Here is a 17,494-nt window from a genome sequence, read left to right as displayed (position 1 = left end):
ACATCCACGTTAATTAGTAGGCCCTGATTTCCAATTGCTCGATTATCTTGTTGCCTTGCTCAAGCCCTACATGGTTAACAATCATCGCTTTAATTAGCTCAACATAGGTTGGCTGGATATTGACGTTATCATCGAAAAGGGCTTCATCCGCTTCAGTGATAAGGGCCGCAATTTCATTAAAGCTGCCGTATTTGGGCTGTTATGAGGATTTCCCCATGCATTCTGCTAACAGTTTGACGAAAAAGTCGCTGCCTTTGCGTTCGCAAAAGGCGATATTGCGCTCTGGGATGGTTTCGGGATCGTTGTAGTTAGCAAGGGCTAACTCCATGCTGGCTTCGCGGATAATATGCAGGGTTGGGTAGGGCGCGCGGTTGGTGAAGTTGGCTGCCCCGTCCTGTGGTTCGCCATCGAAACAATAGTCTGGGTGGAAGGTGGCGAGTTGGTAAGTGCCTTCGTACTCGTGTTCGATAAGCGTATCGGTTGCCATGTCGATGAGGTCGAGATAGGCATAAAACCCCTCAAAACCACGGGGTAGAATAAACAGTGTGGTTTCGGCTTCGGGGTGGGCGTCGAGGTATTGGCATTCTTCGATCAATGCCTTAAGCACTTGTTTGACTTTAGTTTGTTCCACTACCAGATACCGAATACTGCCGCGTTCGACTTCTTGTCTGGCGAAGGGGCAAATATTGTATTTCATGATCACTTTTTTCACCCAGTCGTCGGTTTGTTGAGTGATCATGTCAATTTCGTTCATGGCGGTCGTTTGCTCGTGCTTAAAAATTAGGGGGCGATCATAGGGATGATAGACGCCACAAGCAAGAGCGCCATGCTGATATTAAAAATCTTCTGTTGGCGCTCATTTTTTAAAATGCGTTTAAGGGCCACACCAAAGCCGAGCCAGACGATAGCGCAGGGAAAGGCGACGCACAAAAATACCGTTGCAATAGTGATGACCTGCGGGGTCAAATCCTGCTGTACTGACGTGAATGTCGCAATCGCGCCCACGGCCATGATCCAGCCCTTAGGGTTGACCCATTGAAAGGCCGCGGCTTGGATAAAACTGAAGGGTTTAGCAATGGCTTTGCCTTCCATCTTGCTACTGCTGTTGGCAATCAACCAAGACAGATACAAAAGGTAACCTATGCCGACGACTTTAATCACTTGATGGATGATAGGATAGCTTTGGAATAGGGCGCTCAAGCCCAAACCTATCGCGAGGATCATGGTCGGGAAGCCAAGGCTTATTCCCATAAGATGCGGAATACTGCGTTTTACGCCAAAGTTTACCCCTGAGGTCATCAGCATAATATTGTTAGGCCCTGGGGTGATCCCCGATGAAAAGGCAAACAACGCGATAGCGAGTATTAACTCCATAGATAGATCCACACCTTTATTTTAGTTTTATGGCATTGTGATTATTTGCGGCATTGAGCCTGCGATTTACTCATCGGCCGGTACGCAATACTGTGTTGCTATTATTTAAAATTGCGACATTTGATTGCAACGCAGGCGAGGCATTCTAGCGATTAAATGTTGCCGCGCCTATACGACATAGCGAGTTTATAAACTAAAAAGAATAACAAAATATGTACATGCCTCGATGGGATTAATGGCGTGAGAATAGGGCTAGCGAGTTTGATGGTTTTCTGTGTTAGTACGAATATCAAGATATATTGGAATATGCTGATTTAACACTATGATGGATATCAGCTTTCAGTTTTAGTAATAGTAACTATCCTTAGACAGCATTTTATAGATTGAGGTAACAGGGCATGATGAATCCATCATTACATAGTGAGCTAAGTGGAGTGCTAAATCGACAGCTCAGTCGAGTTCCTTGCTGGGCTCCCGACCGAGTGTTAAGTCGGTATTTGAGAGTGTTAATACTGCTTTTTAGCAGCGTTTTAGGTCTTACTGGGTGCGTGACTGTGACGGATAACGCGGCGCAGTCGTTGCGAACCACAATCGTGATGTCTGGCGATCTCAGTGAATTACCGTCAACGGCAATGACATTTACTTGGCATCCTAAATTTCAAAAAATCATCACAGATAAACGCTTAGATCCGCAGCCAGTGTTGCAACACATGCAAGCCGTATTAAAGCAAACTTTGCAGAGTAAGGGATATCGCTGGGTCGAAGATCCACTACTGGCGGATTTTCAGGTTGGCTTTGGCGTCGCTATGGGAACTGAAATGAGTGATGAACAAATTTTGGCAGTGACAGGGTTAGTCGCTGGGCTGTCAACCGACGGTGTGAATACCCAAAAGTATGATAAAGGTACCGTGGTGATAGCGCTCTTTAAACCCACTAAAATACAGGGCGTTGATGAGCCAATTTGGCGAGTGCTTGCCCAAGGTTTTGGCAACATTAAAAAGATGGATGAGCTAACCGAAAATTTCGACAGTCTCATTGCCAGTATGTTGGCCAATATGCCGTCGGTTAATGTGGCTCCTTAGCCAGCGTTTGAGCTTTAGTTCAGTTCTAAGTGAATTGAGTCAGCATTTTGGTTGGAGCATTCGCCAGATAAACGGGATTAGTGCTTAATTGAGGTGTCTTGGTCCCATGTTTGTGGTGCTAGCTCCCATTTTTGAACTGTGGGACATGGTACTTTAGTGACAGCCATCTCAATAAAGGGCGCGACAGTGAAAACTGCCGCGCTTTTTCATTTTAATGGAGGGAAGTTCCATTTTGATTTCAGACTGTTTCAGTCGTGCTCGACTGTGATCTCGTAGGATGAAAACTTACGAATGTTAATCACGCCCGTATCAAACATTAAATACTGCCCTTTGATCCCCTGCAAAATTCCGCTGACGACCACATCTTTATCGAAATTGTGCGAAGTGATCTTCTTCGGAAAGGTGTCAATTGGATAATGAATTGGCTGAATCGTTTCGTGCAAACGCTCGATACTGTAATCGCCTTTTTGCATGCCGATTTCGTGTAACTTAGCCTCAATTTGTGGGATCAGTTCCGCAGCCTTAGCATTTAAATCAATATCGTCGGCATGGCCTTTTAACATGGCTTGCCAATGGGTTTTATCATTAACCAGTTTTGCCAATTCTACTTCGACTAAGCCTGAGAGCTGTCTTGTTGAGACTTTAAAAATCGGTAAACCTTGGGTAGCACCTTGGTCAATCCAACGGGTGGGCAGTTGAGTGTGGCGGGTAATGCCGACTTTAACGCCCGAAGTATTCGACAGATATACATAATGCGGCACAAAACAGTGGCTCTGGGCCCACTCTGGTTCGCGGCAAGTGCCTTGGTCGTAATGACAAGTTTCCGGCTTCATGATGCACATATCGCAACTCGCCAGCTTTTGCATACAGACAAAACAATGGCCCTGCGAGTAACTCTTCTTGCTCTTTTTACCGCAGTTGCAGCAGAAGATATTGCCCGTGTGGGTCAAGGTTAATTGCTTGCCTATCAATGGATTGAGCGGGAGTAACTCATCACCGACAACGAGTTGATATTGCACTTGTTGCGCGTCATCTAACTGCACGCGCATCTTTTTTAGCGTTCCTAACATGGTCATCCTAATGTGTTGCGTTCTGGTGCAGCTTAGTCGCTCATCATGCGTTCTAGTGCACGCTTTCGTTATATCGTCATTGCGTGGCCGTCAGTATACAAGATTATCCAAGTCAGTTTAGATAGGATTTTTTGCTAAGTGAGTTTTTGTAAACTGCGCTTAACCCCATAGGCTTAGACGGACTTTTTGAGGGTAATGATTTGAGTCTTATGATGAAAACCAGTAAGTTACCCAGCATTACAAATGGAGGTGTACTTATGCGGTTGGTTTTAGTGCTGATATTTTTCTTTTCGACGGGTGTCTTCGCACAGATGGATAAGACGGTAATTCATTCAGAAATCTTGAATGATGACATCAACTTACAAATCCATTTGCCAGATACCTATGCGCATTCCAACAATTTTAACTATCCGGTATTAATCGTATTAGATGGCTCTAGCCAATTTGAGCATGTGGCTGCGAATGTCGGTTTTTTAAGTACTTATGCCATTATTCCGGAAATGATTACCGTTGGCGTGAGTTCGGATCAACGGATGAAGTATTTCACGCCGACTCAAATCGATAAATTTAAAGACAGCTCCGGTGGTGCTGAAAGGTTCAGGCAGTTTTTAGAGCAAGAGCTGCTCAGTGAATTAGGCAAAAAATACCGCACCTCAGATTACCAAATACTCACGGGTCACTCCTTCGCGGGGCTGTTTAGCAGTTATGTCGCCTTGACGCCAAATAGCCAATTTGATGCGGTGATTTCAATCAGTCCCAGTTTATGGTGGGACAGTGATTGGCTAGTGTTTAAGTCGGCCGAGTTATTACAAGCTAAGCGTGCGAAACCACTGCGCTGGTTTTTGAGTATGGCAAGTGAGCCCAATGAGATGGCGAGCGCGTTTGCGGCACAAATTAAGCAGTTGCAAGACGGCTTAGGTACAAGCCCCACGGATAACACATCAAAGCAATTACATTGGTTTTACAAGCATTTCCCCGATGAAACTCACGACAGTACGCCGCTTGTAGGCAATATTGAGGCGTTAAAGACACTTTTTGCCGATTGGAATGCCGTGCCTGAAATTGCCATTATGCCACTTAAGGATATAAAACAGTTCTATCGGCAAAAGAGCGCTGAGTTTGGCTATGAATTTCCACTCTTTGCTCAGCAATATAATGTTTATGGGCTCAAGGCCACTTATGAACAAAAAACGGCTTGGGGCGTTGAAATTCTCGCAGAGGGGACGCGTGCGTTTCCTCATTCAGAGGTGTTATGGGACAGTTTAGCGACCGCCTATGATCTGGATGGACAACTTGAACAGGCGATAAGAGCCTCCGACAAAGCCGTGCTATTAGCAAAACAAACAGATTCAGTGTTTTTGAATGAGATCCTCAGTCAAGCTAAGCGCTTGCAGTTGCAAGGGAAAAAATAATCGTTCTCAGAGAGGGTTTAATTACATAGTTGCAACATGTTTGGGCAAGTCTCACGCGGCTGGGTAATATTGCTCTTTTTACCGCAGTTGCAGCAGAAGATATTGCCCGTGTGGGTCAAGGTTAATTGCTTGCCTATCAATGGATTGAGCGGGAGTAACTCATCACCAACAACGAGTTGATATTGCACTTGTTGCGCGTCATCTAACTGCACGCTTTCGTTATATCGTCATTGCGTGGCCGTCAGTATACAAGATTATCCAAGTCAGTTTAGATAGGAATTTTTGCTAAGTGAGTCGATTGACTGAGTGCACCTAAACCTCTTTTGTTTTACTTAACCATTTGTACACTAAGGCAATAATACCGAAAGTAAGCAAGACTACTGGCAAGTAAATGATTATGCTCATAAATTGTGTTTGGTATTTTGTTGCTAATTGGGTATGGCTAATGAGATACCCAAAACCAACAACGGAAAAAATCCACACCATTGAACTGATGAAGTTAATGAGTAAAAAACGACGGGAAGAAATACCCGTTGCACCTAAAATATAGGGGTAAACGGTACGAACAAAAGGAATATAACGTGCGAGTAGCAGGGTTATCACTCCATAGTTATCAATAAGGTGGGTCGCTTTTTCCTGATGTTTGATATCAATATTCGACAGCAGTTTTTGGTAAATTTGGGTATGCCCTAAAAATCGCCCCTGTAAATAACCTATAGCTGTACCTGTAAAGGTTGCTAGAACCAATAACGGCATAATACCGATATGAAGAATATCTTGATAAATCAGCACTCCAGTGAGAAAGAGTAGGCTATCTCCGGGTAAAAATGCGGTGGGAATAAAGCCATTTTCTAACACTAAAAAGCCACAAATTAATGCGCTGACCATGAGGGCGATTTTAGGATTGGCTAAAACCGCCAGATCATTGTGTATCATGGCTTGGGCCAGTTCGTATAACTGCTCCATACGTACTACTCCCTAAAATAATTGATAAAACATAAAGATGGAAATGCTCGAAAGCGGCAATTTTGAACCTGAGCTATGGTGTTTCGTGGGTTATTCTACCAAGGGAGCATGAATCGAAAGGCAGTTACAACATTAAATTTTGTTGGTGTTAGTGTGTTTATGGTTCAGTAATCGGGTTTTGTGGGCTTTTTATTGTAAAAATATTAAGCATTATTATAGGGTTAATAAATTTTAAATGATGACATCAACTTACAAACCCACTTGCCAGATTCCTATGCGCATTCCAACTATCCAGTATTGATTGCACTGGCTTAACTTAATTTGAACACCTTGCCGCGAATATCGGTTTTTAAGCATTGTTTTAAGCGCTCTTAAAGTGCTGTTTGAAAGTGCCATTGCGAGTGCACTCTCTAAATATATTGGTGTGCTAAGTGTTAGCTCGCCGTAAAAGTAACAAGATTAACGGCTTAATCTATCGAGCACGAGATCATCCCCAAGAGCATAGAGGGATTCAACTAATTGATCTTCTTGGGCGAGATCTGTGAGTCCAAGGCCAATGGTTGCCCGAAACAAAGCTATACCTGTGTGGCCTGCGGTTTCATATTGACTACTAAACTGCTCGATATTGATGCCAATTGCATTGATTTTATTGGATATATCGAGCACGAGTCCGGGTCTGTCATAGGCCACTAGGTTGTAACTTAAGCGTTTGATGGGCTTAAGGGCGACCGAGGTTTTGGAGTAGGTGAGGGACAGGCTATCGATGCATTCTAGGGCCTCAATGAGCTCGTCCATGCGCAGTGACGGCACTTCGAGTAACAATATCGCGGCAAAGACACCGTCAATATGGCGTAATTCTGAGTCGAGCCAGTTGCCGCCATGACGACTCACAGCATGGGCGATTTGTTCTACTAATCCTTTTCTATCAGGTGCTTGTAGTGTGATTAAGTATCGTAGCATAGTGACTGACTCCTATTTTTTGTAAAAGGCACCTGTTTTAAAACGGGGTGTAACACAACTGTCATCTTTGCGTCATATAATCCAACGCACTTAGAATAAAGGATGTTGTTATTGCTCAGTTTACGTTCAAACAGTGTAAGCATAGCACTCGGCAAATCCTAGCGAAAAAACTCGCTAGCTATTAATAATAGAGGTTCTTAATGGAAAGTCAGGTCACTCAACCTGGTTCTGCATCGCACAGTATGCTTAAAGGCGGACGCTCGAATCGCAGGGCATTTAAGGATAAAGCGGCGCAAATCAGCGTCACTATCGGCGGCACTATGGTATTTGTCGCCTTATTGTTGATCTTCTTTTATCTGTTGTATGTGATTAAACCCATTTTCGACAGTGCTGATGTCACACCCGTTAAGAGTGTGAGCTATCAACACGCGGATGTGCCGACCTTAATGGTGGGTGCTGAAGAGCAAAATGAGGTGATGTACCGTGTGAGCATTCATGGTCAAGTGGACTTCTATACTGTTGCCGACGGTAGCTTACTTTCTAGCTTTACCCCGACGTTACCAGCGGGTGTTACCGTCACCAGCGCCGCCGTTGCTGTACCGAGCGAACAACGTTTTGCGCTGGGATTAAGTAATGGTCAGGTCATAGTGGCGGGCCTAGAGTTTGGTTTAACGTACCCCAATAACAAACGTTTAATCACACCTAAACTGCGTTATCCCGCAGGTGAAACCCCCATTACAGTCGATGAGACAGGCAGCGCGATTCATAAGCTGACCTTCACTTATAGCTCAGACAAAATGAGTTTTGCTTATCAAGATGAGAGTGGTGTTTGGCGCCTCACTCGTCTCGAAGGGCAAGAGAACATGATGACTGAAGAAGTGGAGTGGGTTTCTACGACGTCACAAATTCAAGATGCGCCGAAGAAAGTCTCCCACGAGCTGATGACGCCCGATCAACGTCAGTTGATGTTGCAAACTGGCAATAAAATTTTCGTGTATGACATCCGTGATACTGACAGCTTAGATCTGCTGCAGGTGATTGATGTTGAACGTGCTAAGGCACAAGTCAATAACGTGGCTTTGCTGGCGGGAGCGAGTTCATTACTGGTCAGTTATGACACAGGTATTGTGGCGCAGTACTTCCAAGTTAATGGTGAAAAAGGACGTTTATATCAAGAGATTCGTCAGTTTGATGACTTACCGCCCATCAGCTCGATTACCTCTGAATTCTACCGTAAGAGTTTTGCGACTGTGAGCCCTGAGGGTGAGCTAACACTACTCTATACCACGAGTCATCGTGAACTGTTTGATGCAAAGTTTGACCTTAAAAACCCCGGTAAAATGGGCTTTACCCCACGCTCAAACGGCATAGTCGTTGAGGCGGACAAAAAGCTGCATATCTTCAGTGTGGAAAACTCCCACCCAGAAGTGTCATGGAGCGCTATGTGGGACAAGGTGTGGTATGAAGGTTATCCAGAGCCTAAATATGTATGGCAATCGACCTCAGGTTCTGACGATTTCGAAGCTAAGCTGAGCTTAATGCCATTGGCATACGGCACAATGAAAGCGGCATTTTATGCCATGTTATTTGCCGTGCCTTTATCCGTTGCTGGTGCGATTTACACGGCTTACTTTATGTCGCCTAAGGTGCGCGGTTTCGTGAAACCGACCATTGAAATCATGGAAGCATTACCAACGGTGATTTTAGGCTTCTTGGCGGGTCTGTGGTTAGCGCCACTGATTGAAGAGCATCTCCCCGGCATTTTAATTCTACTGATCTTATTGCCGACCTCGATACTCACGTCTGCCTATGGCTGGAGCAGGTTGCCGGGTAAGTGGAAACAACGTTTACCCGAAGTGTACCAAGAGCTGATGTTAATCCCAGTGGTCTGTTTCGTGGGGTGGTTCTCTTTTGCGGTCAGCCCAATCATCGAAGTGGCGCTGTTTGATGGTAATACCCGTCAATTCATCACTAACGAACTGGGGATCACTTTCGACCAACGTAACGCGCTGGTGGTCGGTATTGCCATGGGCTTTGCGGTGATCCCAACGATTTTCTCCATCGCTGAAGATGCCATTTTCTCTGTACCGCGTCATTTATCTAACGGTAGCTTAGCCTTAGGTGCGACGCCTTGGCAGACATTGACACGCGTGGTGTTGTTAACCGCCAGTCCGGGTATTTTCTCGGCCATTATGATGGGCCTTGGCCGCGCCGTTGGCGAGACCATGATCGTACTGATGGCCACTGGTAACACTGCCATCATGGAATGGAGCGTGTTCGAAGGGATGCGAACCTTGGCGGCAAACATTGCGGTTGAAATGCCTGAATCGGCTATCGGTAGCTCGCATTATCGTGTGCTCTTCCTTGCTGCCTTCGTACTATTCATCTTTACATTCTTCTTTAACACCATTGCAGAAGTGGTGAGACAGCGTCTACGTGAACGCTATAGCTCGCTGTAACGGGGATAAGACAATGACATTAAATACTATTTCGCCAGTGACCTTGAGAGGTTTGTGCAATGGGTAAGTGGGTAAAATCAGGCTCGCCATGGATATGGATGACGGGCGGTGCTGTGAGCATCAGTTTGATTGCCGTCTTAGGCTTATTATTGTTAATCGCATGGCGTGGCTTAAGTTACTTTTGGCCTGCAACCGTTTACCAGTGGGAGCTTGAAGATAACACGGGTGTACGTTCGACCTTAATTGGTGAGGTTTACGATAGGGAAGAAGTACCGACTGAGCGTTTGATTGCTGCTGGCCATGTGTTTAAGCAACATCCGGGCGAGTTTGTGACCCGTTACTTAGTGAAAACCGGTAACCGTGAATTTGTGGGTTTGGATTTCCGCTGGATATTAGGTACGGACATTGTTAGTCGTTCTGTGCCAAGCGAGGTCGCACTGATCGAGCGGGCTAAAAACGGTAACTTCTACGGTTATCCGATAGCCGTGATTGAAAATGGCAAGCGTCTTGATTTAGTGAATGATGCGATTGAATCTTCCTTAATGGAGCATATCGAACGCGCAGTTGCCTTATCGGACAAAGCGGTTGATTTGCAGAAGCAAGATATTGGCTCGATTAACTACGCCATTGAAAAATTGCGTTTGCAGGAGCGTCGTTTCGAGCTAGATGGGGAACTGACCGACAGTATTAAAGCTGAGTTGGTCGCCAAGAGAGCTCAACTGCAAGAAGATTACTTAGTGCTTGAAAAAGCGTTATTTGCCCTGCGTGATGATGCGGCGCGTGACTCGGTTATCGTCCGAGATATGCGCGGCGAAGAAGTTGAACTGAAGCTCGATACTGTTCTGGATGTGACCTATGTGAATCACTTAGGACTCATAGGCAAAATTGGTAAGTGGTTTGTCGGTATTGGACGCTTTATGAGTGACGATCCGCGTGAAGCCAACACTGAGGGCGGCGTGTTCCCCGCGATTTTCGGCACTGTATTTATGGTGATGTTGATGGCGGTGATCGTGACGCCATTTGGCGTGGTCGCGGCGGTTTATCTACATGAATATGCTAAGAAAGGCCCTATTACTAAGATGATCCGTATTGCGGTAATCAACTTAGCGGGTGTGCCCTCGATTGTGTATGGTGTATTCGGTTTAGGTTTCTTCGTGTACATGATGGGCGGTTCCATCGACCAATTGTTTTACGCTGAAGCTTTGCCGGCTCCTACCTTTGGTTCACCAGGGGTGATTTGGTCGGCATTAACCCTCGCGATTTTGACACTGCCAGTGGTTATAGTGTCGACTGAAGAAGGGTTAAGTCGTATTCCAAGCGCGGTGCGTCAAGGTAGTTTGGCACTGGGCGCGACTAAGGCTGAAACCCTGTGGCGGATTGTGATCCCGATGGCGAGTCCAGCGATCATGACGGGTTTGATTTTAGCGGTCGCTCGTGCTGCCGGTGAAGTGGCACCGCTGATGTTGGTGGGTGTCGTTAAATTAGCGCCAACATTACCACTGGACTTTAACTTCCCGTTTGTGCATTTAGAACGTAAGTTCATGCACTTAGGGTTCCATATATATGATGTGGGTTTCCAGAGTCCTAACGTTGAAGCGGCACGTCCTCTGGTGTATGCGACCTCTTTCTTGCTGGTGTCTGTGATTGTGGCACTCAACTTGACGGCCATTAGCGTGCGTAACCACTTACGTGAAAAATATCGTTCGCTTGAGCACTAATCAGCGATTATCCTGAAAGTATTAGGACTAAATATGATTTCTATAGATTCGACAGCAATGAAAACCAATAACTTTGATTTAGCTAACTTAAGCCAGAACGACACCGCGTTGGAGATCCGTAACTTAGATTTGCGCTATGGCGATAAGCAAGCGCTGTTTAATGTATCGATGAAGATCCCCAAGAAGCAAGTCACTGCCTTTATCGGCCCCAGTGGTTGTGGTAAATCGACACTATTGCGCTGTATTAACCGCATGAATGACTTAGTTGATAATTGTCATATTGGCGGCGAGATATTGCTGCACGGCCAGAATATCTACGACAAAAAGATTGATGTCGCGGCTTTGCGCCGTAATGTCGGTATGGTGTTCCAACGCCCAAATCCTTTCCCTAAGTCGATTTACGAAAACGTTGTTTATGGCTTGAGATTGCAAGGGCTCAATAACCGTCGTGAACTCGACGAAGCGGCTGAGCGTTCATTGCGCGGTGCGGCGATTTGGGACGAAGTTAAAGACAGATTGCACGATAACGCCTTTGGTTTGTCTGGCGGTCAACAGCAACGTCTGGTGATTGCCCGTGCGATAGCCATTGAGCCAGAAGTGTTATTACTCGACGAACCAACATCGGCACTCGATCCGATTTCGACGCTGACGATTGAAGAGTTAATCACTGAGCTTAAGACGAAATACACTGTGGTTATCGTGACTCACAACATGCAACAGGCGGCGCGGGTATCGGATCAAACGGCCTTTATGTATATGGGTGAATTAGTTGAATATGCTGATACTAATACGATTTTCACCACGCCGAAAAAACGTAAGACTGAAGATTACATCACAGGACGTTACGGTTAATCGCTTGAGTATCGGATAAGGCCACCACGGCTTGGTATGGGTCAACAGTTAAGTAACAGGTTGGAACGCAATGGAAAACATGAATTTAAGTAAGCACATTTCGGGTCAGTTCACCGCTGAGCTGGATGATATCCGTAATCGAGTGCTCGCCATGGGTGGCTTGGTTGAACGTCAGCTAGAGCAAGCGATTGATGCCTTAAGTGCCCTCGATGCCGAGTTAGCTCAGCGGGTGATTGCTGGCGATCATAAAGTCAATGCGATGGAAGTTTCCATTGATGAAGAATGCACACGTATTATTGCTAAGCGTCAACCTGCGGCCAGTGATTTACGCTTGATTATCGCTATTTCAAAAACCATCGCAGATCTTGAGCGTATTGGTGATGCCTGTGTGCGGATTGCAAAAGCGGCATTAGATAAACGTTTGAATAATCAGCAGCCTTTGTTAGTTAGCATTGAAAATATGGGGCGTCATGCGACTCGGATGTTGCATGCGACTTTAGATGCCTTAGCACGTATGGATGCTGATACTGCCTTAGAGCTGCACAAAGAAGATGCCAAGCTTGACCGCGAATACGAAGGGATTATCCGTCAGTTAATGACCTATATGATGGAAGATCCGCGTTCTATCCCAGACGTTTTAGATGTACTGTGGGCAGCGCGTGCGGTTGAACGTGTTGGCGACCGTTGTAAAAATATCTGTGAATACATCATCTACTATGTGAAAGGCAAAGACGTTCGCCATACTTCCTACGAAGATATGGAAAAGGACATGAAAGGCTAACACACGCATTAATCTGCGGTTTTAATGCCTGAATACAACGCTCCGCAGCCTCTGTGGAGCGTTTTGCTTTTAGGATGCTGAGCTAGGATCGTTGATTAGGATAGTGAGTTAGGATCGTGAGATAGAGAGGCGAGCTAGGATTTGGGCTATGGATTGTGAAATAGGGATAGCTAAATTGGATAGTTAAATTAGATTATGAACTGGCATTCTGGATCGGTACCGCGAATAAAGAAGGTCATTTTTGTATTTACAATAAATTAACCTTTGTTTAATCTGATGCTTGCAATAAGTTTTAGCTGCTGGAAAAGGGCGGTAGACCTAGATAGTGAAAGCAGTCGAAGCCTAAGTGCTAGCGTTTTTGTGTTTAGCTGTGGATTGATATCACAGCACGTTAATCTCAGAATTTAACCGCCACCCCTATTTGTTACCACTAAGGTTTGGGGTTAGCAGCGCAACGGAATGGGCGCTGTGTCGGCGATAACATGGATAAGTTGATGAGCCCATTATTGTATTCTTTAAAGCAAGGTTTCGAAGCTCTTAAAAGTATTCGAAATCATATTTCTGAAGCGAATTTACCCGCTGATTTCCCCCGTGCTGAATTACCGCCACTGTCCGAGAACGCTAAAGCCGAGCTATTGCAGCTATTAGCGCCGTTAGAAGCCTATCGAATTGAAAAGCTTGAAACTAAACTCTCCCGTAAAAAATGGGCGAAGCGTCTAGGTTGGCTATTGTGCCTGCCCGCACTGGCCTTTGATTTAATCTCGTTAGCCTCTAACCATGACCCAACCATTTTGAGCCTGATCGTCCTCGCCGGCATTTTGATGTGGGTTCATCTGCCTGAAATGCAATATAAGCGCCATTACAAATATAAAATATTGCCTGTTTTACTCAAAAAACTAGGGGACTACCGTTATAGCCCCGACTCCTGTGTCAACCTTGATTCAGTGGCAGATTTCGAACTTATGCCCCGTTTTAGCAAGCAACAATCAGAGGATCATATTCGCGGCAAGGTAGAGGATATCAGCTTCGAATTTTGCGAATTAACCTTAAAATCCCGCGGCAGTAAGTCAGACAAGATCCAATTTAAAGGTGGGGTAGTGATCATGACGATGCCCTTTAGCTTTGAATCCCATACTGTTGTCAGCCAAGACTATGGCTCCCTTGGTAACACCATGGCAGGCATAAAGAAACCCAGAGTGAAACTCGAAAGCGTGACCTTTGAGGCGACGTTTGAAGTGTATTCCCACGACCAACATTACGCGCGATATCTATTGTCTCCCGCCGTAATGGAACGCCTCGTTGAACTGGAACAGTTATTCCGTAAAACGGCGCGCGGGTCGGGGCTGAGTATCGAATTTAAAGCTAATAAAGTGCTGATCATGGCGAGCTATTTTGGCAATTTATTTGATACCGTCGATATCAACTTACCCACCCATGATATGTCGAAAATTCCGCAGTTACAGCAGGAGTTAGTTTTGATTACTGGCATCATCAAACAGCTAAAATTGGATTATCTAGCAGCGCAAAATCTGGCGACACAGCAGACACTTGAGAGGATTAAGACGTTAGCGGGTTAACTTGAGCTGTTCTTTTCTCTGTATTTTGAACTGTACTTTGAGCAGGTTTTTATTCGTCGAGAGAAGAGGTTGCTCAGATCTTGAAGGCTTAGCGTTTGTTGGTATCCACTCATAAAGGCTTGCCATGGCATTTACTCACCGACGCGCAGCAAGTCCGTCCTTGGATGCTCGACCGCCCCGTCCATGGGGCGGACGGTCGTCTCGCTAATCACCATGGCACACCTTTCGAGCATTCGCGTAATCTGTAGATTTAAAAGACATACGCAACATGCTTTGGGACAGAAATAAGTTATTTATTTCGCTAAATTAGAAATTAATGGATAACTTCAAGTATATGACTCTGAAAAAGATGGCTAAAGTTAAAATCACGATGCAGCTACTACAAAAAAGCCTATTACTACCAAGAATCCGATATATTCGTCAAAGCAGTTAACGAATCCTTAAGATAAATACCCGTAAAAACAAGCTGACAAAGGTTCTATACATTCGAAAACAATCGACTCTTAAGTTTTGATAGTTCTCGAAGCGTATTCCGCACATAGTCGTTCTCAGGCTCCACTTGTAATATATAACTTCCTTTACCAATTACTTCATCTAAGTATAGAGGTTTCAGAGGTTTAGTCGTCCCATCAAACTGATTTTCTCCATTCTTAATTAGATAGTAACTTTCTTGACGATATGCTCGCCTCATTTGTTTGGAAACACGAAGAGAGTTATCTGTCACGATCAAACCTGTAACGATCTTTTTGTCTTTTGGTTTTAGCAAATGAACTTTATCCTCATTTACAGGTAACCCAAATCTCTCTATATACTGTATAACTTCATTGCAAACATCTTCTGAGATAGAGTTTCCAGAGAAAGTAATATCGTCCGCGTAGCGGGTAAAAATAAGAGAATACCTTTCTGCAATGTGTTGAAGATCATAATCTAACTTTTTCAGGATAATATTGCTCAGAATTGGGCTTGTAGATGCTCCTTGAGGTAATACACCGTAATAGGAACAAAGATTCGAAAGAACAGATGCTACATTATCGGTATACCCACAGTTGAGAAACACTTGTTTAATTAACAATATTTTGATTTTATTGAAGAAATCCTTAACATCTATCTTCAAGAGTTCTCTAGCACCAATATGAGCACGTGCGTTTTGGATATGGGAACGCCCTTTTGTGTATGCATACGCATTATCACTAATTGGTAAACGCTCTAGTATATTTCCTTTGATCCAAAGCTGAACATATGCAAGTTTTGGGTATGGAGAGTAAATTTCACGAACCCCACCCCGCCTCTTAGGAATGCAAAAATCACGATAAAAAAGTGACGATGCTCCCGACATTCGGCTTAGTAGACTAAGCTCGATACCTAGCAAATTAGAAAGGTGCTCAATCTCAAATATAACTGGGAGATTGGATTTAACGAGGTTATCAGCATACTCAGCAAGAATAGATGCTTGTTTTTTTTGCACGCCATTAGAACTGAGGTAATCTAACCACCTGTTGTATTCTGGACTCAAATCTGGCTCCGTGAGATAGGTGGCTATCCAGTATCACAACATCTTTAGAAATTATAAGAACGAAGTGAGGTTAAAAAAAACCTCAACGGCATAGGCGAATCACCCATGGGAGCTAGGCTCCAACACTAATACTGGATAGCACTTGACTATTTTATGCTAAATTGACTACTCGTCAACAAGTAATTTTTCATCTAACCTTTTAAAATTAGGCATTACTAAAGCATTAATACTTAAAGCCTTGTTCTTATATTCATCAATGACATCACGCTCTAAATATAATGACCGATAACAAATAGTTCGATATAAATACACTAGTTGCTCTTTGGTTATCTGTTTTTTTAATTTAAAACTATCTCCTGTAAGTTCAAGAACACCAATCTCAGACAAACTTTCAATAACCTCTTTCGCTTGAGTATAAGAGAAACGATATAATTGATTTAGCTCGAAAAGGCTATGAACTGTACCATCGGCTACAAGTTTTATTACAGATGAAACATTCGATTTACTAACCATGCATTACAACCTATAAAAAAGTGTGTTTCGAAATCTACCTTTACCTCTAGGAGCCATCCAAAATATTGGGAACACATTGTTAGCACAGTTTGTAAACTGAACTTGATACAACGCTTCAGATTTCTTGAAGCCCAAGCTATAAACGCCAATGAATGAACTCGATTGATACCTTTCTTTTAGGGAATTTTCCATTCGCAACATTACTTGGATTTCATCGTTTATTTGTTGTTCATTCAGTTCTTGTTCAGATATCCCCTTTTTAACCAATACGGGGCAAACAACATTTCTATTTAATTTATCCTCTATATACCTAACTCCAAACTCCATACCTGCAAGAGCAAAAATGTGAATCTCAGGTACTTTTATTTTACGCTGGTTTAAGTTGCTAGAGAACTCATTAACTTTTTTGACCATTGTTTCCCCTGAGCCTATAAAATCATCAAAAATAATGACATTTTCGTAAGCTCTTTCATTTAACTTTTGATAACTAGACTCTAGGGAAGAAACCAAAGAATGTTCATTCCAAGTTCTGTGTTGAGCTAGGAAAAACTTAAAGAAATACTGCCATGCCTTAGAGCCATCAGACTCTGACTCTTTTGCTGTAGCGACTATTAGCGTTTTCATGGGGTCTAATTGTAATTTCTCTATTTCTTTTACCAAGAGAGCAATGCCATTAACCCTATCTGAAATCTGAAAATGCTGTACTCGGCTCAGGAGCTTCAGTATCAGCTGACGCTCTGGTTCGTTCTGAAATTCTGTAAGTAAAGTGGTTAAACCAGAGTCATAGCACTCATCACGGAGCCACTCTACTTCATCTTTGTATCTTCCGATGGCATAAAAGTCATCGGCACTGTGTGCCTTTGGTTGATAAAGATCCATACATTTAAACTTTCCATAGCGTGATATTTGGCGAAAGGGTTATGAGATTACACCAGTTAACTTATGAGTTGATGATAATGGAAGAAAAACCTCCGCTTTTATCTATGGCTCTATACCAGTACCATTACAGCGCTGGCATTCTATAGGCTCATAGTCATCCTTGGTGAGGTGCTTCTTAAAGAGGCGCTTGATGATACTAATATTTATCTTCTTACCTTTACACTTTTTGCAAATTTCTTTACTCATACGCGACCCTCTTTTTAGACTGAGACAATACAGTGATGTTACCTCGCTCCTATAGACACTTTACTGGCATTAAGAAAAGTAAGTCAAATGAC

General features: G+C 43.9%; 16 protein-coding genes and 1 pseudogene. 8 read left to right on the top strand and 9 right to left on the bottom strand.

Annotated features, from left to right (window positions below; translation table 11 throughout):
* Positions 1 to 199: 199 nt before the first annotated feature.
* Positions 200 to 754: a DUF1415 domain-containing protein gene (locus AAA952_RS00500; protein WP_263184624.1), complete on the bottom strand. Its 555-nt coding sequence runs from the start codon at positions 752 to 754 to the stop codon at positions 200 to 202.
* Positions 755 to 780: 26 nt separating this feature from the next.
* Positions 781 to 1,374 carry a LysE family translocator gene (locus AAA952_RS00495; protein WP_113938904.1) on the bottom strand — a complete coding sequence of 198 codons (594 nt, stop codon included), beginning with the start codon at positions 1,372 to 1,374 and terminating at the stop codon, positions 781 to 783.
* Positions 1,375 to 1,772: 398 nt separating this feature from the next.
* On the opposite strand from AAA952_RS00495, the gene AAA952_RS00490 reads away from it, so the two are divergent.
* Complete coding sequence (locus AAA952_RS00490) at positions 1,773 to 2,456, top strand: DUF4136 domain-containing protein (protein ID WP_338253463.1); 684 nt, start codon at positions 1,773 to 1,775, stop codon at positions 2,454 to 2,456.
* A gap of 248 nt (positions 2,457 to 2,704) precedes the next feature.
* On the opposite strand, the gene AAA952_RS00485 is transcribed toward AAA952_RS00490, so the two are convergent.
* Positions 2,705 to 3,526 (bottom strand): DUF2797 domain-containing protein, encoded by an 822-nt coding sequence (locus tag AAA952_RS00485; RefSeq protein ID WP_105249677.1) that lies wholly within the window; start codon positions 3,524 to 3,526, stop codon positions 2,705 to 2,707.
* A 257-nt stretch (positions 3,527 to 3,783) separates the two neighbouring features.
* Here AAA952_RS00485 and AAA952_RS00480 point away from each other — a divergent pair, with 257 nt between their 5' ends.
* A complete protein-coding gene (locus AAA952_RS00480) occupies positions 3,784 to 4,938 on the top strand; it encodes an alpha/beta hydrolase (RefSeq protein ID WP_338253460.1) in 1,155 nt (384 codons plus the stop codon).
* Between the two features lie 44 nt (positions 4,939 to 4,982).
* On the opposite strand, the pseudogene AAA952_RS00475 reads toward AAA952_RS00480, so the two are convergent.
* From AAA952_RS00475 to AAA952_RS00465, 3 genes and pseudogenes are all read right to left on the bottom strand, one after another.
* Positions 4,983 to 5,150: pseudogene (locus tag AAA952_RS00475) on the bottom strand (DUF2797 domain-containing protein); the annotation flags it as partial.
* Between the two features lie 100 nt (positions 5,151 to 5,250).
* Positions 5,251 to 5,904: a DedA family protein gene (locus AAA952_RS00470; protein WP_338253457.1), complete on the bottom strand. Its 654-nt coding sequence runs from the start codon at positions 5,902 to 5,904 to the stop codon at positions 5,251 to 5,253.
* Between the two features lie 459 nt (positions 5,905 to 6,363).
* Positions 6,364 to 6,864, bottom strand: coding sequence for a glycine cleavage system protein R (locus tag AAA952_RS00465; RefSeq protein ID WP_028760534.1), 501 nt, complete (start codon positions 6,862 to 6,864; stop codon positions 6,364 to 6,366).
* Between the two features lie 200 nt (positions 6,865 to 7,064).
* Between AAA952_RS00465 and AAA952_RS00460 the strand changes: the two genes are divergently transcribed.
* The 6 genes from AAA952_RS00460 (at position 7,065) to AAA952_RS00435 (ending at position 14,499) form a co-directional block, all read left to right on the top strand.
* Positions 7,065 to 9,323 carry an ABC transporter permease subunit gene (locus tag AAA952_RS00460; protein WP_338253455.1) on the top strand — a complete coding sequence of 753 codons (2,259 nt, stop codon included), beginning with the start codon at positions 7,065 to 7,067 and terminating at the stop codon, positions 9,321 to 9,323.
* 59 nt (positions 9,324 to 9,382) lie between these two features.
* Entirely contained in the window at positions 9,383 to 11,041 is a 1,659-nt protein-coding gene (pstA, locus tag AAA952_RS00455; protein ID WP_028760532.1) for a phosphate ABC transporter permease PstA, read from the top strand.
* Between the two features lie 33 nt (positions 11,042 to 11,074).
* Positions 11,075 to 11,893 (top strand): phosphate ABC transporter ATP-binding protein PstB, encoded by an 819-nt coding sequence (pstB, locus tag AAA952_RS00450; RefSeq protein WP_028760531.1) that lies wholly within the window; start codon positions 11,075 to 11,077, stop codon positions 11,891 to 11,893.
* Positions 11,894 to 11,963: 70 nt separating this feature from the next.
* Complete coding sequence (gene phoU / locus AAA952_RS00445) at positions 11,964 to 12,674, top strand: phosphate signaling complex protein PhoU (protein WP_338253452.1); 711 nt, start codon at positions 11,964 to 11,966, stop codon at positions 12,672 to 12,674.
* A 494-nt stretch (positions 12,675 to 13,168) separates the two neighbouring features.
* Entirely contained in the window at positions 13,169 to 14,251 is a 1,083-nt protein-coding gene (locus AAA952_RS00440) for a DUF3137 domain-containing protein (protein WP_338253450.1), read from the top strand.
* A gap of 95 nt (positions 14,252 to 14,346) precedes the next feature.
* Positions 14,347 to 14,499 (top strand): hypothetical protein, encoded by a 153-nt coding sequence (locus AAA952_RS00435; RefSeq protein ID WP_181800804.1) that lies wholly within the window; start codon positions 14,347 to 14,349, stop codon positions 14,497 to 14,499.
* Positions 14,500 to 14,729: 230 nt separating this feature from the next.
* On the opposite strand, the gene AAA952_RS00430 is transcribed toward AAA952_RS00435, so the two are convergent.
* From AAA952_RS00430 to AAA952_RS00420, 3 genes are all read right to left on the bottom strand, one after another.
* Complete coding sequence (locus AAA952_RS00430; protein WP_338253448.1) at positions 14,730 to 15,764, bottom strand: reverse transcriptase family protein; 1,035 nt, start codon at positions 15,762 to 15,764, stop codon at positions 14,730 to 14,732.
* A 165-nt stretch (positions 15,765 to 15,929) separates the two neighbouring features.
* Positions 15,930 to 16,277 carry a hypothetical protein gene (locus tag AAA952_RS00425; RefSeq protein WP_338253446.1) on the bottom strand — a complete coding sequence of 116 codons (348 nt, stop codon included), beginning with the start codon at positions 16,275 to 16,277 and terminating at the stop codon, positions 15,930 to 15,932.
* Between the two features lie 3 nt (positions 16,278 to 16,280).
* Positions 16,281 to 17,156: a phosphoribosyltransferase-like protein gene (locus AAA952_RS00420; protein WP_338253444.1), complete on the bottom strand. Its 876-nt coding sequence runs from the start codon at positions 17,154 to 17,156 to the stop codon at positions 16,281 to 16,283.
* Between the last annotated feature and the right edge of the window lie 338 nt (positions 17,157 to 17,494).

Origin of the sequence: Shewanella sp. M-Br (assembly GCF_036245925.1) — a bacterium.
Lineage (GTDB): Bacteria > Pseudomonadota > Gammaproteobacteria > Enterobacterales > Shewanellaceae > Shewanella > Shewanella oncorhynchi.
Note: the sequence above shows the minus strand (reverse complement) of the source record. Positions and strands in the feature narration are given on the sequence as shown.

Coding starts and splice junctions, on each gene's coding strand:
- AAA952_RS00500 (WP_263184624.1), bottom strand. CDS start 754: ATGAACGAAATTGACATGATCACTCAACAAACCGACGACTGGGTGAAA.
- AAA952_RS00495 (WP_113938904.1), bottom strand. CDS start 1,374: ATGGAGTTAATACTCGCTATCGCGTTGTTTGCCTTTTCATCGGGGATC.
- AAA952_RS00490 (WP_338253463.1), top strand. CDS start 1,773: ATGATGAATCCATCATTACATAGTGAGCTAAGTGGAGTGCTAAATCGA.
- AAA952_RS00485 (WP_105249677.1), bottom strand. CDS start 3,526: ATGTTAGGAACGCTAAAAAAGATGCGCGTGCAGTTAGATGACGCGCAA.
- AAA952_RS00480 (WP_338253460.1), top strand. CDS start 3,784: ATGCGGTTGGTTTTAGTGCTGATATTTTTCTTTTCGACGGGTGTCTTC.
- AAA952_RS00470 (WP_338253457.1), bottom strand. CDS start 5,904: ATGGAGCAGTTATACGAACTGGCCCAAGCCATGATACACAATGATCTG.
- AAA952_RS00465 (WP_028760534.1), bottom strand. CDS start 6,864: ATGCTACGATACTTAATCACACTACAAGCACCTGATAGAAAAGGATTA.
- AAA952_RS00460 (WP_338253455.1), top strand. CDS start 7,065: ATGGAAAGTCAGGTCACTCAACCTGGTTCTGCATCGCACAGTATGCTT.
- pstA (WP_028760532.1), top strand. CDS start 9,383: ATGGGTAAGTGGGTAAAATCAGGCTCGCCATGGATATGGATGACGGGC.
- pstB (WP_028760531.1), top strand. CDS start 11,075: ATGATTTCTATAGATTCGACAGCAATGAAAACCAATAACTTTGATTTA.
- phoU (WP_338253452.1), top strand. CDS start 11,964: ATGGAAAACATGAATTTAAGTAAGCACATTTCGGGTCAGTTCACCGCT.
- AAA952_RS00440 (WP_338253450.1), top strand. CDS start 13,169: ATGAGCCCATTATTGTATTCTTTAAAGCAAGGTTTCGAAGCTCTTAAA.
- AAA952_RS00425 (WP_338253446.1), bottom strand. CDS start 16,277: ATGGTTAGTAAATCGAATGTTTCATCTGTAATAAAACTTGTAGCCGAT.
- AAA952_RS00420 (WP_338253444.1), bottom strand. CDS start 17,156: ATGGATCTTTATCAACCAAAGGCACACAGTGCCGATGACTTTTATGCC.